The organism is Pseudoalteromonas sp. SWYJZ19 (genome assembly GCF_015864375.1).
GTDB classification, from domain to species: domain Bacteria; phylum Pseudomonadota; class Gammaproteobacteria; order Enterobacterales; family Alteromonadaceae; genus Pseudoalteromonas; species Pseudoalteromonas arctica.
The window spans coordinates 1-15,344 of the sequence record NZ_JADYXI010000018.1 but is presented as its reverse complement, the minus strand read 5'-3'; the positions used below and the strand labels follow the sequence as shown (position 1 = coordinate 15,344).

Below are 15,344 nucleotides of genomic sequence, written 5' to 3'. Positions count from 1 at the left end.
AAAAAGACTAAAAGGCAATTTATCAGGTTTTAAAATTCATTATACAAGCTAGTAGTGGTTTTTTTATGCTCTAATTTTATTCTCAGAAATTCACTATTCTTATATCCCTTATTTAAGGTTTGATTAATTTTTAAGAATATTTTTATAAATAAAATTATTTATCACCTTCAGGTAATGCGTAGGTTCTCTTAAGCGACTCTTAAGTGTTGTTGCATAGCATGGCGTTGTTATTTTAAACGAGCCTAAATATGAACGTAATTAGTCAAACACCAGCACAAAAAAAGCCAAATCGTAGTAAACGGTTTTACATTCACTGTAGTGCAAATGCCTTTGTAGTGATGATTGCCTGTTATTACTGTTTAGTTATAAACATTCCTTTTATTCAAGGTTCGTTTAGCGCCATAACCTCTCTTGCATCTTTTTCATGGCTATTTTTACTTTCAGTCCCGCTACTTTTGTTATGCCTTTTAATTATTTTCTTTTCGATAGTGTCGGTTAGATGGTTATTAAAACCAATTAACTATCTTTTACTGATAATTTCGAGCGCCGTGCTTTACGGCTCATTAAATTACGGTGTTGTGTTTGACTATTCAATGATTCAAAACACGTTCGAAACCGATTCAAGCGAAGCGCTGAGCTATTTAAACCCGCAGCTCATAGCCTTTTTACTACTTTTTTGTGCGCTACCTGTTTTTATATTAAGCAAAGTAAAAATACACTTTACTCGCCCTCATCAAGAAGCGATTAGCCGCATAAAACTTATTATTGCCTGCTTAACGCTAATTGCTTTAGTGGTCGCTAACTTTTACGCCGATTACGCAGCCACTGGTCGTAACAACCGCATTTTGAAAAAAGAAATTATTCCGTTTCAATACCTCTCTAGCGGTTATAAATATATGCGCGATCAGCTGCTGTATACCAATATAGAATTTAAAAATATAGATGCAACACCCACTCTTATTGCGCCTAACACCACCAGCGTAACCGTTATGGTTGTTGGCGAAACCGCACGAGCAGAAAACTTTGCTTATCAAGGTTATAAGCGCAACACAAATTCTTACACACAAAAGTACAATGTGACGTATTTTAATAATGTGGCGTCTTGTGGCACCGCTACTGCTGTGTCTGTGCCGTGTATGTTTTCACTGCAAACACAAGATAACTTTGATCGATTAGCAGCTGACAACCAACAAAACCTGATTGACTTAGCACAACAAGCTGGCAGCGATGTATTGTGGGTTGATAATAACAGCGGCTGTAAAAACGTATGCACACGTGTTGTTAATATTGATATACCAACCACCCCATCAACGCTTTGCGATGGGAAATATTGTTTTGATGAAGCACTTCTTGCTCCACTTAAACGCAAACTCGCTAATTTAAGCCAAGCTAACACCATTATTGTCCTACACATGATGGGCTCACACGGGCCAACCTACTTTAAACGCTACCCAGATAAGTTTAAGCAATTTACGCCTACGTGCGATAGAAACGACATTCAAAACTGCTCACTCGATGAATTAGTTAATACCTACGACAACACAATTGCGTACAGCGACTTTGTTAACGCCCAGGTAATTGAGCAATTAAAAGCGCTGCCAAACAACATAGATAAGCAGTTTTTATATGTCTCTGATCATGGTGAATCACTTGGCGAAGCCGGTGCTTATTTGCATGGTTTTCCGTATAGCTTTGCCCCAAGTACACAAACACATGTCCCCCTTTATATGTGGGCTGATGAGCATAACCAGCGCATTACTAATACCTGTTTAGCTAATTTAGACACCCGCGCTGCGCGCTCACACAACAATATTTTTCACACCCTTTTAAATTTAATTGGCATTAAGAGCAAAACATATCAGGCATCGCTTGATTTACTTGCTAGCTGCCAAACAACACCAAGCGAAATACAATTATGAGCAATAAAACCGTTATAAAACGCCAAGGCTTAATGCGCCTTATTTTTACCTTAAGCCATTCTTTTAACGGCTTAAAATGGATGAGTCGATTTGAAGCCGCGTTTCAACAAGAGCTAGTACTGTTTTCGTTACTCGGTGTGTTTGTGTGGCTACAAGAAATTGCACTAAGCGATAAATTACTTCTTATAGCCAGCCTGCTTTTTGTATTGTTTGCTGAACTGGTAAATACAGCCGTTGAGGTTGTAGTTGATAGGATTGGCAGCGAATACCATGAGCTTTCGGGGCTAGCTAAAGATATTGCCTCTGCAAGCGTGTTTATAGCTATGCTAATTGCCGCTCTTATTTGGTGGGCTGTGTTATGGGCATAAAGCTAACTTTTATACCTAAAATACAAAATGCACTTGGCCCTGTATGGATTTTTGTTGTATTTACTGTTTTGGCACTTAGCTTTTTAACACTTGCTCGCTTTGGATTAAGTGTATGGCAAGGGGAGCGTGTATTTGGATCGCATGCGTGGTTGTCTATATTTATAGGTGGTTTAAGAGTTGATATAGCCACTCTAAGCTACATTATTATGCCCGCATTACTACTTACTTTACTGATGCAAAGCGTAGGTTGGCAAAATAAAGTACGCGGCCTCATTAAAATTTATTTAGTGACGATGTCTGCTTTACTTGTTTTTTTTGAAGTGATTACGCCTACGTTTATAAACGAGTACGATTTACGCCCAAACCGCTTATTTATAGAATATTTAATTTACCCTAAAGAAGTCTCAAAAATGATTTTTTCAGGCTATAAGTTAGAAGTATTTATTGTTGTTATAGCACTTGTTTTAAGCTGTAAATTTGCAAGTAAAGTATTTAGCAATCAATGGCAAAGCAAGTCATCACTAACAGGCTTAAACCAATCAATTTTAGCGCTCATTTTAGTATGCTTAACTATTTTGGGCGCCCGCAACTCATTAGGGCACAGACCACTTAACCCCGCCATGGTCTCGTTCTCTACCGATCACTTACTTAACGACTTAACCCTTAACTCCCTTTATAGCGTCGCGTTTGCAGTTAAGCAACTTTCTAATGAGCAATCAAGCCAAGACTATTACGGTAAAATGCCCACCGATGAATTGCTTAGCATTGTGCGTAGTAACATGCAAAATACGCAAGGCACATTTAGTGATGCAACCGCCCCTACAAAAACGTTTCATGGCGCAAGTAATACAGGTAAACCCAAAAATTTAGTCATTATTTTACAAGAAAGTTTAGGTGCTCGTTATGTAGGCACGCTTGGCGGTTTACCGCTTACACCTAATATAGACGCCCTTTATAAACAAGGCTGGGGGTTTGATAATTTATACGCCACGGGTACACGTTCAGTGCGTGGGATTGAGGCGGTAATTACAGGGTTTACACCCACACCTTCGCGTGCGGTTGTTAAGCTTGATAAATCACAACGCGACTTTTTTACCATTGCTGATTTTTTAGCGAAGCAAAATTACAACACGCAGTTTATTTATGGTGGCGAAAGCCATTTTGATAACATGCGCAGCTTCTTTTTAGGCAACGGTTTTAAAAGTATCGTAGATACAAATAACTTTAATAAAATAGATTTTAATGGCTCGTGGGGCGCATCAGACGAAGACTTGTACGACCAGGCCGACATAGAACTTACTAAGCTTAAAAATCAAAACAAACCCTTTTTTAGCCTTATATTCTCAAGCTCTAATCATAGCCCGTATGACTTTCCTGACGATAAAATAACGCTGTACGATAAACAAAAACAAACCCGTAATAATGCAGCAAAGTATGCCGATTACGCACTAGGCACGTTTATCGAAAAAGCTAAAAAATCGAGCTACTGGGACGACACTGTATTTATAGTTATTGCCGATCACGACTCGCGTGTATCTGGGGCGAGTTTAGTACCGGTTGATCACTTTAAAATTCCGGCCGTTATTTTTGGTAAAAATATTACCCATAAACGAGATAGCCAACTAGCCAGCCAGCTCGATATTCCTGTGACTCTACTGTCTTTAATTGGCGCAAGTGGTAAGCACCCTATGATAGGTCATGATTTATCAAAGCCAATTAGCGACAACAAACAACGCGCAATGATGCAATACGACAAAAACTTTGCCTACATGCACGATAATAAAGTGGTGGTGTTACAACCACAAAAATCAGCAACCACCTATACGTATAGCAATAACCAGCTTGTGCCATGTGAAAACGATGAACAGTTAGTTAAAAAAGCCCTAGCCCACGCGAACTTGGGTAATTTAGCCTACACAAATGGCTGGTACCATTAGTTATTATTCTTGCAGTGACTTGATAATAAAGCCTTGTTAAAGTAACAAGGCTATTTTTATAAACCGAGTAAACATGAAAATCCTCGTTATTGAAGACTCTGAAGCATTAAGACGCAGCTTGCAAGTTGGCCTTAGCAACCTTGGTTTTACCGTAGATGAAACTGGTGATGGCTCAGAAGGGTTGAGTATGGCACTGAGTGGAAACTACGACCTCCTCGTACTTGATTTAATGCTACCAAGTGTTGATGGCATGAGTATTTTACAAGCACTGCGCAGCAGTAATAGCCAAAGCCGTGTGCTAATTTTATCTGCACGAAGTGAGCCTCAAGATAAAATTAGCGGCCTTATGAAAGGTGCTGACGATTATTTAACTAAGCCATTTTCGTTTGAAGAACTCCATGCTCGCGTCCTTGCATTACTTCGTCGTGGTTCACTGCAAAACCAACAAAATACCCTTACCGTAGGTGATTGCGTATTAGATCTGTCACTTAAAACTCTTCACTACAAGCAACATGCCATTGAGCTCACGCGTAATGAATACAAAATAATAGAATGCTTATTTAACGCCCCAGAGCGAGTATTAGGGCTCGAGCTTATAAGTGAAGCGGTGGTAGGTCAGTTTGATATGCTCTCTAAAAATGCGCTTGAAGCACACATCTCAACCATACGTAAAAAAGTAAGACAGTTTGATGGCGAGCTCCCGATAAAAAATAAACGTGGATTTGGTTATGTCGCAACAAAAAAATAAAAATCACTCAATAAAACGTAAACTCGTTAATAATATTAGCGCTGTGATCTCAGTTATTTTGTTCACCATATTTTTAACCGTTGATTTAAGTGTTGATACTTGGGTGGAAGATCAGTTCAATCAGTCTTTAACTAACAAAGCTAACTACTTAAAAACCTTAGTTGAAGATGACAACAACGTGGTTGAATTTGATTTTGCTGGTGAGTTTATGTCGGAGTATGAAGCAGCCGATGCCACGGAGTTTTACCAATTATGGCATGGCCGTGATGTGTTTGAGCGCTCGGACTCATTAGAGCTTTATGAAAATGCTAACCTACCTTTTTTAGAAATGCCGATAAACGAATCTAAAATTATAGATTACGAGCTTCCTAACGGGCGTGATGGCCGCGCACTTATAAGTCACTTTGTAGCCCAAAAAGACGATAGAAACCCCACTCACTCTGCTGTTTTTAATACCATGACTCTTGCGATTGCAGCGCCGACAGCCGAACTTAATAAAGTACTGATTATTATTGATGTGGTCTTTATTTTAACCTGTGTACTTGGTGTGTTTGGTGTGCGCTATTTAGTGACACGTATTGTAAATAAAGGTCTGCACCCGCTACACAACTTAAACGACCAAATTAAGTTACTCGATATTACCGGTGTTGCGCAAACAATAGAAAGCGACTTTAAAGTAGAAGAAATAGAACCTATACGTAACGAGCTAAATAAGTTTATTACCGTTAATCAGCAACTCTATAGTAATGAAAAACGCCTAACAAGCGACATTGCACACGAGCTTAAAACCCCAATAGCTGAACTAATAAGCCTCTCAGAAGTGGCTATTCGCTACCCTGACGATAGACGCATTAGCGACACCTATACCAGTGATGTGCTTAATATTTCACAGCGTATGAAAACGATTGTTAGCAACCTATTACTGTTGCAGCGCTCAAGTAGCAGTGCAATGCAATTAAATGCACAAAATATCATTCTAAATAACCTAGTAAATCAAATTGTTGATGAGCTGACCTTTAAGCACCCAACTATTAAAGCGCGTTTAAATAATGAGATAACTGACGAGTTTACACTTAATGCTGACGAATTTAGTTTAAATACCATTTTATGTAACTTAATCGATAACGCACTATTTTATGGACTCCCTGAGGCACCAATTAAATTAACTGCCGTAAATAACAGCACAAACATGACCATCTCTGTTAGTAACAAAGTAAATAAACCACTAAGTAGTGAACAGCTCACTGCTATTTTTGACCCGCTCTATCAGCTAGATTCATCTAGAACTAATAACCAGCGCCATGGTTTAGGATTATCAATTGTACAGAGCTTATGTAACTTAAATGGCTTTACTATCACGGCCAGTAATACCGAAAGCAATACGTTAACGTTTATATTAACGTTACCTCTGAAGTAAATTTAGGTTAGTATTTACACTACTAACCTTCGAGATTTTAAGGACAAACCATGAATGCTCTTACCCGTATTAGCCACTTTTTTATTGTGGCATTACTTATAACATTTAGCCTTAACAGCTATGCAGCTCCCGCCTTATATAAAATAGAAAAAAATGGCGTCAGCTCTTACTTATTTGGCACTGTACACGTTGGTGATGCCAGCATGAAAGGCTTACCTAAAAATGTAACCGATGCAATTAGCGCAAGCAAAGAAGTCATTGTTGAAGTTGATATAAGCAAACTTACACCACTTGAAATGCAACAGCGCTCAATGCCATTTATGATGCTAAGTGACGGTAAAACATTACAAACTGAGCTTTCAAAGCAAAATTATACCAAGCTAAAAAATTACTTTGCTAAAAAGTCGATTGATATTGCTATGTTTAATGGCTTAAAGCCTTGGGCTGTTATGGTGACTATGATGCAAATTGAATTTCAAAATGCAGGATATTCAGATAAAACCGGCATAGACAAGCAAGTACTTGCTTACGCTAAAGAACATAAAATAAAAATTGGTGAGCTTGAAACTCTAGAGCAACAACTGCAAATGTTTGATGGCATGGCGCTATTAAGCAATGAAATGATTGAAGAAACCTTTGAGCAGCTAAGCGATATTAATACTTACTTTATCAAATTAGTTAATGCCTGGAAAAACGGGGATATGGATACACTAACCGATTACTACAACATGAGTTTTGATGACAGTAATTATGGTGAAATTAGCGAGCAAGTAATGCTAACTAACCGCAATAATAATTGGGTTAAACAACTCACACCGCGTTTAGCAAACGAGCAACTATTTATTGCCGTAGGTGCTCTGCATTTACCTGAAAAACACGGGTTACTTAAACAGCTACGAGATAAAGGCTTTAGCGTTACTCGTCTTTAAAATAAAAATGGGTTGAGTGAATTTTCGCTCAACCTTTCTCTGAGCTTTTAATTAAAGTCTTCCATTTTTAAGTAATTCTCTATTTTTTTAATTTTGTCTGCCGCATGATGATTTACATAAATCACAGTACTTGTATTAGCAGCACAAATTTTCTCTATTAGTAGCAGTACACGTTGCCTGTTTGCTTCATCTAATCCTAAGCAAGGTTCATCTAAAATAAGTAACGTTGGATGCTTTACCATAGCTCGTACAATTAAAAGCATACGTTGATCGCCGTACGAAAGCTGGGTGAATGAGGTGTTTTGCTTGTCACTTAAACCAATAAATGCCAGCCACTGTTGAGCAATATTAACTTGTGCGTCGCTCGGCTTTTGATATAAACCTATGCTGTCATAAAAACCAGATATAACAGTATTTAAAGCCGATATACTTACGCGATAATCCATATGTAGCGCGTTAGATATAAAACCAATATGCTGTTTTATATCCCAAATACTCTCCCCGGTTCCGCGTTTAAAACCGAACACTTCAATGTCATTGTTATAACACTGTGGGTTATCACCTGTTATTAAATTTAATAGGCATGTTTTACCTGAACCGTTCGCTCCAGTAAGCTGCCAATGCTGATGCTTTTTTATAGTCCAATTGAGATTTTTGAATATGCTTACGTCACTATAACTAACTTTAGCATTACTCAATTTAACTAAGGTATTACCAGTGAATGTCTTTTGCTCTTGTTCGGTATCAGGAGATGGCACATCCAATGAAGTATGCTCTAAATGAAGTAGTTTTAGTAAGTCACTTAATTGCTCACTACTTGGCTTTGCTAAAGTATGTAACAAGCAGCCTTGGTTTACATAACCATAGTGAGTAATGAATGAAGGCATTTCGTCTAAGCGGTTTAGCACAAAAACAAAAGTAATCGTGTGGCTAAGCTCTATGAGTATTTTATTAAGTTGCTGGCAAGATTGTACGTCGAGTCCATCAAATGGCTCGTCAAGTACGACTAACTCACTATGGGAGCTGAGTGCTTTTATAAGTAGGAGTTTACGAGTTTCACCCGTTGAAAGGTCTCTAAAATGCCTATTTAGTAATGAGCTAAATTTAAATAATTCTATTAGCTGCGCTAATAACTCATCATTATTACTATGCCCTGTAAAAATAAGGTCTTTAACGAGGGAGTGCTTTTCATGCTCAAATTCTTGAACTAGTAACTGTTTATGCGAATCTGAAGACACGAGCATAAGCTTATTAATACTACTTATACGCTTACCACTTTCGCACTTAGCTTCACCAACTAACGCAGCTGTCAGTGCAGATTTACCGGCTCCATTAGCACCTAGAAGCAGCCAATGTTCTCCTAGATTCACTTGCCAATCTAGGTTGCATATGTCGTAACGACTTTTGCCTTGCCCTTGTAAGTAACCATTAAATTGCTCAAGCGTAATTGACTGCACTAACTTTTCCTAATAAACCTTAAAACAGCAAGTTAACGCATATTAAAAGAGCTTAGCAAGCTTGTTATCTGCAAAATTAATTTATTTCACTAGGGCGTGTTGATCTTTGTGGATTGAAATTTGTTCAATCTAAGGGCGATTAAATCGCGGCGCGAGGTTTGTAACCTAGTGGGCTAAGTAAAAACCGAGCAAAGCTTCCGCGTCCTGCTCACGCCCCTTACCTACATCCATGTAGGCAACAAAGAGTTAATCGTCCCTAGAAAGAACCCAATGGGCAGCGCATGTTTGGTATTTATGCTGCGTTATCGCCTATTTATGGGGAATAACCACACTACATAGGCTCTGCCTTGCCTAAAAACCAAACAGTCTGCTGCAAATTCAACTACCAAAGATCAACACGCCCTAGCAACGCTAATACTATTTAATGCGTATTTAATTGCTTGCTGGCTTATTGGCTTATGAATATGGAGGTTAGCTCCGTATTCATAAACTCGCTCTATATCATTTTGTGAAGTATTTGCTGTTATAACAATAATTGGCATTACTTTATTAAGATCAGAGCGTATTTTTTTAATCGCCTCAAACCCATCCATTACTGGCATATTTAAGTCCATAAAAACAATATCGTATTGATTTTCACTCACCATATCGCACGCGACTTTGCCGTTTTCAGCGCAATCATAGCTTAAACCTAATAAGCTAAGTATGCGGGTCAGTAATATAGTATTTAATGGATTATCTTCAACGACTAAACACTTTAGTTTGTCATTTATTTTACGAGGGTTTGGGAGAGCTTTACTGGCAATTATTGGTAAGTGCAAAGATACCAGCGCCCCATGGGCTTCATTATTTTTGAAGGTAATTTCACCGTGCAACGCCTTTACAACATACTGAACCCGAGTGAGACCTGTTCTTAATCCTTGAAAATGGTTTGTTTGTTTAAATGAGTCAAATTCAAGATCAGTAATCTCTTTCGAAAAACCACAACCAGTATCACTTACAGTGACACAAAGTTCATTATTAAAAAGCTTTGCAGAGACAGTAATTTCACCCTCTGTCGTAAACTTAATAGCGTTACTGATTAATTCTGTAAGCGTATGCTGCAAACGTTGATGATCCAATTTACATACACAATTTAATGATTCATCTAAACAACTAACTAGTTTTAGGCCTTTTTGCTGACAAGCATGCTCGTAAGCCATTAGTACTTTATTACACGACTCTAGAAGGTTTTCATTTTTAAATTGCGGTACCCACTTACCTGTACTTAAAGCTTGCAAGTCCTGCAGTTCATCTAATATGGCTATTAACCTAAGTGCACAGTAATTAGCTTGGGTTTTAACGCTTTGCTGCGTATCAGAAACCTTTAACTCCTCAATAGACGTAATAAGACCCTGTAAAGGAGTTCTAAATTCGTGACTTGCTCTGGCAATAAAATGCTCTTTATTTTGACTCACTTGTTGAGCGAACTCTTTTTGCTTTTGGTATTTAGACAATGCGTTACCTATTTCTTTTTCCATTGGCATAAATACAAACCTTAACTCTACAAGTAGTAAAAACATCGCCATAAGCCAAAATAATAATTCAAGATTAGATACCCAGTTCAATTTTTGGACAGCTTGCTCTTCAAATAAATTCACTGCATGATCTAGTTGCTTTAATAGCTCTTCAACCTCAGTTACAGAGAATATACGCTTATCTACTTGGCCTTGTTGATAAAGCAAATTTTCCGCTTGCTGGATATATGTTGCAACTTGGGAATCTAGTTTATGAGGAGCTAACGTATATAGCTTAATAAGCTTAGGTGTAAGGTACTGATACTCTCCATTAGCATTTTTTGAAAGTAAGTAATTATGAGTTTTTTTGAATGATACGACTGATGTCTTTAACGCTTTAGTATGCTCAGAAATATTTGTTGCCGATAATAATAACTCATTACTATGCCAAGCTATTTTTTGAGAAAGCATTCTCTGCTTACCAGCCATATTTATTATTTTTGCGTCATATTTTTGCACCGAAAAATAATACTGCATAAGTGATGCTGATGTGCTTATTAATAGTGCTATTGCTATTAATGCCCATCGGTAACGAGTACGGATATTCGCGACAACTTTAAACATACTAAGCCCTGTTTTTGTTTTAAGTGTAGCTCAATTTTTTAGAACTAATAAGCAGCTTAAATAATGATTATTAAATAAAAAAGCCCAACTAAAAAGTTGGGCTAATAAAATAAAACTATTTAACTATCTATTTTCTAAACGGTTATAGTCGAACATTCCATATTCTATCCCACGATATTTTTTAGCTGTATCGTGCAATATATCGCTGTATTGCCAAAACTGTGGATGAGTACGTCGTATACCAAACTTAGATTTCAATGCACCATAATCAGCTTCTATTTGCATCATAGGCAATTGCTCGGCAAAAGCATTTACTTGCTGCTCGTTATTTAAATACCAAATAGCTGCTGGATAATCTCCGATAAACCCAGGAACAATAGTCGCAGTATCTTCATCATAAGCACGTTGGCCATCTTCGTTTAATAAACTAGATATATTGTAGTGCGCATTATGATGAATAATAGTGTAGCCCTTATGGCTATTATCTTCTTGCTTTACAAGTATAAAAGAAAGCTGAGGTAATAAGTTAACCGCTTTTGCTGGCATTTCACTTATTACATTTAACGGCTTTGCCACTTCAGTGTAGTTGTATTTTTCACTTAAAACTGGCGCTAAGGCTTCTTTAATCAAGGTATATAGTTCATGCTGTGGATCATCAGTTTCATAGTTAATACCACTGGGCTGGCTAAATTCTCGGTTACTTTTAAAGAACTTAGATAAGTCAGGTGGTGAATTACGATACCACTGCTTTTTGATTTGATTACGCTTGTGCTCAGGTAATAGAGCTAAAAAGTTTTGCTCTCCCTCTAAACGTAAAAAATCCATATATAAACGTGTAACCAATTGATGGCCTATATTTCCGTATACATCAAAGCCTGCCACAAGCAAATAATGAATACGTTCAAATAACGCATAATCAAGTATCCACGTGGTTTTAGGCTCTTGACCAATAAAACCTTTAACAACAGTTGCACTATCAAAATGGCGGAAAATAGTCAGTGCAGCATTTTTATTATGCCCATCACCTTTCCAAAGCAAGTCAGTTGTAAGATGCTCGCCACCTTTGAACATTTCGTTTGCAAGCTCAACTTTTGCCTGTAAATATTTTTTCTCACGAACTGAATATTTAACCCAGCTAGAAATAGGTAACGCATTACTTTCCTCTGCGGCAGGAAGTTCTAGAGCTTCTTCATGTTGCATTAGCATTTCCCCTACAGCAGGAGTCGCAACCTTATCAGGATCAGCAAATGCCACCCAAAAGTGATCATTTATAACATTTAAAGCAATCTGACCACGACAAACAGGCCCTTTTATAAAGCCCATAATAATTAACTCTGCTTCATCAAGCATAAATTGATATTTAGAATTAATAGGAATAACTTCAAAAGTTTTAAATGGGTTAGATGCTGACTTAGGCTCATAACTCGGCATTTGCGTAACTGTATAATCTGGCGCAATAAACTGCTCGTACAAACGCAGTAATTTAGTTTCATTAAGCTCAAGTGGTAAATGCGTTTTAGAAAGTATGGTTGTACGCTCTTGCATAAAACGATAATAAACACGGCTAACTTTAGGGTCATCGTATGGACGACGTGTATTAATTAACTTTATTTCCTCACCAGGAGGCGTACTTGAGCGAACTAGTTTGAAAAAGCTTTGTGGGTTTTCTGACGTAAAATAAATATGTGCTAAAAACCAATGTTCATAAATATAACGTGCTGATAACTGATACTTTAAGTTATCTTGATTTAAAAATGCTTCCCAGCCCTTTATTTTATTCTGATCATACTTACTTGGTGGCTCAATATGTGACATTTTACCGCCATTTTTAAGCCAGTTCTGTAAATGATTAAACTCTTCGCGCGAAACCCCAGGTAAACCATAAGGCATACCGCCATGAGGTTGCTCGTCAGCTAATCGGTCAAACTCCCCCATTGTTGCACAGGTTTGCGAACGCCCTAATGAAAAATCAAATTCATCATCTAGCACTTCATTAGTTGGTAATTCATAGCTTTGCTTTAACACTAAACTATTAAATAAAACACTTCCCGCTAAGTTTGCTTCTTCACTTTGTACGCGCTCATTTAGCACTGGCGTAAAGTTTTTTTCTCGCCATTGCTGTGTATTGGTTGCATCAAACAATAAACGGCTTGGGGTCGTTGCCAATAAACGAGTTCCATCGTAAACGAGCTCTTTACTCAAACCTCGATCAATACCTTCAGGGGATGAGAGCTTAAGCTGGCAAGGTGCATCGTAACAACCATGGCAAACGACGCAGCGGGTATCGAGTACTGGTTTTACGTTTTGTAAAAAATCAGCTCCAGCAAGGGTAGAATGTGGAACGATACGTTCTTGCGCTTGTTCAGGGCCAAATAAATCATCGTAATGTGCATTACCTAAGTAAGCACAGCCACTAAGGATAATTAATACGAATGTACTTATTATTATTTTTTTCATTCGTCCTCGTCACCTAAATCGAAGGTAGGCATCATATCCATTTGAGGGGAAACGAATGTTTTTTGACCTTCAGTATTCAAAACAATACTTAAAAGAGGCCCATGCGTTAATGTTATCTGCGCATCATGCTCTTGCTCTAATATACTTAAATACAGAGAATCAGTTATAAGCAACTCATAACCGCTAACGGTAATAGCTACACTGCTATCTTCACTTGGATTTTGGCAAATTTGAGCAAGTAACTCATCATCAAGTCCAATTGATATTTCAAAATCAGGCTGCTCTAAATCTCTATTACTTAATGATTCATCTAATAGAAATAAAGGAAGGGTTAAATTGCTATTTTGTTCAAATTCCATTGCGTTCTCTGCACTTTCTGACGATTTAATTGGCGAGCATTATAACAAACTAGCGAGTAAATTAACGCTAAAGCTAATGTAACTGTTTAAACGTCATCTATAACAGATTCGATCACCGAAAATACAGCACCTTGAGGGTCGCATATAACACTAAAACGACCAACATCGGGGATATCTGTTGCAGGAACACATACTTGTCCACCTAGGCTAGCGGCTTTATTTACTGCTGCATCGCAGCTCTCTACTGCAAAATAAATCATCCAATGAGCAGGAATATCTTCAGGCCAGTCGCTTGTCATCTCAAGCATACCGGCAATTGGCTGTCCATCAACCAAAAATAAAGTGTAGTTCATACCTTCTATTGGCTTTATTTCACTTTCCCAGCCTAGTAAAGCACAGTAAAAGTCTCTACTTACTTTACTATTTCTGGTTGCTAACTCATGCCAATAAGGAGTGTTTAATTCACCTAAGTACTTACAACCTTTATGCTCATTGCCTTGCCATAGTGCAACAGTGGCACCTACAGGATCTTTTAGCATCAACATTCGTCCTGCATTCATAACATCATGAGGACCGGCAATAACTTCAGCACCTAGTTCTTTAGCTTTTAGCGCACAATCATCAACATTGTCGACGGCAATGTAAGCCAACCAATGACTTGGGATCCCTTCACTAATTTGCTCTTTAGGCATTTCATACATAGCGGCTATATCACCACCTTGCTTTTGTAGCATGGTGTAATATATGTCCTCCCCAATAGGTTGATCGTCATACCCCCAATCAAATAATGATGTATAAAACGCCTTACCATCTTTCCAATTATGCGTACAAAGTTCTGACCAACAAAAAATGCCATGTGGATGATTATCAATTTCACTCATTATTAAACCCTTATTATTCTATTTTTATCTAAACGAGCTCTGTCACATTTTATAAACTACATAATTGAACAGATCATAAATTGAGATTAGAGCAATAACTAAGCGGAGTCGATAAAAGAAGGGCAAGAATTCGTTATTCAGTTGTTTCATATATGAGATTTTTAACGCAGTTAGCGTCAGATTTAATCCCTCAAATTGATTAAATATTATTGCTGATCGATATAAATGATTTACTAAGAAGTCCTTCGCTCTAGAGGAATCCCTAAATCACTTTTTTGCAGACGTAAAAAAGCCCGAATCATTAGATTCAGACGCTCTACAATATAAAGTCGGTACGCTACGCAGTATATCAGCGTCGGGAGTCGCTACGCTCGCCCGACCTATATGATGGGTGTTGGATGAGTGTACATTAATTGTGCTATTTTTACTTTTCTGCAGACGTAAAAAAGCCCGAATCGTTAAATTCGGGCTTTCTGCAATTTTAAGCCTGGTAATGTCCTACTTTCACATAGCAAATGCTACACTATCATCGGCGCTGTTTCGTTTCACTACTGAGTTCGGCATGGGATCAGGTGGGTCCAAAACGCTATTGTCACCAAGCAAATTTGGGCGTTAATTCGTATCGCTACAAACTAACTGAATTTGGAAAATATCTGATAATATTTTTTAAGTCTTTCTAAGTAATATCTACTTTAGTCATATTAACTTCTTCGCGTGTTTCACTATCACATAAAACGCGTTTGGCGTTGTAT

General features: G+C 37.8%; 11 protein-coding genes and 1 rRNA gene. 6 read left to right on the top strand and 6 right to left on the bottom strand.

The features are described 5' to 3' along the window. Nucleotides 1-248 precede the first annotated feature (248 nt). The 6 genes from I6F45_RS16085 (at nt 249) to I6F45_RS16060 (ending at nt 7,318) form a co-directional block, all read left to right on the top strand. Nucleotides 249-1,919, top strand: a complete 1,671-nt coding sequence (locus I6F45_RS16085; RefSeq protein WP_166378252.1) for a phosphoethanolamine transferase — start codon at nt 249-251, stop codon at nt 1,917-1,919. After that, on the top strand, nt 1,916-2,287 hold the full coding sequence (locus I6F45_RS16080; RefSeq protein ID WP_197161145.1) for a diacylglycerol kinase: 372 nt from the start codon (nt 1,916-1,918) through the stop codon (nt 2,285-2,287). The genes I6F45_RS16085 and I6F45_RS16080 overlap by 4 nt, the downstream gene beginning before the upstream one ends. Next, nucleotides 2,278-4,224 (top strand): LTA synthase family protein, encoded by a 1,947-nt coding sequence (locus tag I6F45_RS16075; RefSeq protein WP_197161142.1) that lies wholly within the window; start codon nt 2,278-2,280, stop codon nt 4,222-4,224. The genes I6F45_RS16080 and I6F45_RS16075 overlap by 10 nt, the downstream gene beginning before the upstream one ends. Nucleotides 4,225-4,297: 73 nt before the next feature. Next, a complete protein-coding gene (locus tag I6F45_RS16070) occupies nt 4,298-4,972 on the top strand; it encodes a response regulator transcription factor (protein WP_197161139.1) in 675 nt (224 codons plus the stop codon). Next, on the top strand, nt 4,953-6,389 hold the full coding sequence (locus tag I6F45_RS16065; RefSeq protein WP_197161136.1) for a sensor histidine kinase: 1,437 nt from the start codon (nt 4,953-4,955) through the stop codon (nt 6,387-6,389). Before I6F45_RS16070 ends, I6F45_RS16065 begins: the two co-directional genes overlap by 20 nt. Before the next feature lie 50 nt (nt 6,390-6,439). Beyond that, nucleotides 6,440-7,318 carry a TraB/GumN family protein gene (locus tag I6F45_RS16060; RefSeq protein WP_165728080.1) on the top strand — a complete coding sequence of 293 codons (879 nt, stop codon included), beginning with the start codon at nt 6,440-6,442 and terminating at the stop codon, nt 7,316-7,318. A gap of 47 nt (nt 7,319-7,365) precedes the next feature. On the opposite strand, the gene I6F45_RS16055 is transcribed toward I6F45_RS16060, so the two are convergent. The 6 genes from I6F45_RS16055 to rrf all read right to left on the bottom strand — a co-directional run bounded on the left by I6F45_RS16055 (nt 7,366) and on the right by rrf (nt 15,192). Next, a complete protein-coding gene (locus I6F45_RS16055) occupies nt 7,366-8,775 on the bottom strand; it encodes an ATP-binding cassette domain-containing protein (RefSeq protein WP_197161132.1) in 1,410 nt (469 codons plus the stop codon). Between the two features lie 392 nt (nt 8,776-9,167). Beyond that, on the bottom strand, nt 9,168-10,895 hold the full coding sequence (locus I6F45_RS16050; RefSeq protein ID WP_197161129.1) for a response regulator: 1,728 nt from the start codon (nt 10,893-10,895) through the stop codon (nt 9,168-9,170). A 123-nt stretch (nt 10,896-11,018) separates the two neighbouring features. Continuing rightward, entirely contained in the window at nt 11,019-13,352 is a 2,334-nt protein-coding gene (locus I6F45_RS16045; RefSeq protein WP_197161125.1) for a fatty acid cis/trans isomerase, read from the bottom strand. After that, nucleotides 13,349-13,711, bottom strand: coding sequence for a hypothetical protein (locus I6F45_RS16040; RefSeq protein ID WP_165728076.1), 363 nt, complete (start codon nt 13,709-13,711; stop codon nt 13,349-13,351). The genes I6F45_RS16045 and I6F45_RS16040 overlap by 4 nt, the downstream gene beginning before the upstream one ends. 86 nt (nt 13,712-13,797) lie before the next feature. Beyond that, entirely contained in the window at nt 13,798-14,592 is a 795-nt protein-coding gene (locus tag I6F45_RS16035) for a VOC family protein (protein WP_197161121.1), read from the bottom strand. A 485-nt stretch (nt 14,593-15,077) separates the two neighbouring features. Further along, nucleotides 15,078-15,192: ribosomal RNA gene (gene rrf / locus I6F45_RS16030) — 5S ribosomal RNA — on the bottom strand. Nucleotides 15,193-15,344 lie beyond the last annotated feature (152 nt).

Bases quoted from the DNA above. Each gene is read 5' to 3' on its own strand.
- I6F45_RS16035 (WP_197161121.1), bottom strand. From the start codon at position 14,592: ATGAGTGAAATTGATAATCATCCACATGGCATTTTTTGTTGGTCAGAA.
- I6F45_RS16085 (WP_166378252.1), top strand. From the start codon at position 249: ATGAACGTAATTAGTCAAACACCAGCACAAAAAAAGCCAAATCGTAGT.
- I6F45_RS16045 (WP_197161125.1), bottom strand. From the start codon at position 13,352: ATGAAAAAAATAATAATAAGTACATTCGTATTAATTATCCTTAGTGGC.
- I6F45_RS16060 (WP_165728080.1), top strand. From the start codon at position 6,440: ATGAATGCTCTTACCCGTATTAGCCACTTTTTTATTGTGGCATTACTT.
- I6F45_RS16050 (WP_197161129.1), bottom strand. From the start codon at position 10,895: ATGTTTAAAGTTGTCGCGAATATCCGTACTCGTTACCGATGGGCATTA.
- I6F45_RS16075 (WP_197161142.1), top strand. From the start codon at position 2,278: ATGGGCATAAAGCTAACTTTTATACCTAAAATACAAAATGCACTTGGC.
- I6F45_RS16065 (WP_197161136.1), top strand. From the start codon at position 4,953: ATGTCGCAACAAAAAAATAAAAATCACTCAATAAAACGTAAACTCGTT.
- I6F45_RS16080 (WP_197161145.1), top strand. From the start codon at position 1,916: ATGAGCAATAAAACCGTTATAAAACGCCAAGGCTTAATGCGCCTTATT.
- I6F45_RS16070 (WP_197161139.1), top strand. From the start codon at position 4,298: ATGAAAATCCTCGTTATTGAAGACTCTGAAGCATTAAGACGCAGCTTG.
- I6F45_RS16040 (WP_165728076.1), bottom strand. From the start codon at position 13,711: ATGGAATTTGAACAAAATAGCAATTTAACCCTTCCTTTATTTCTATTA.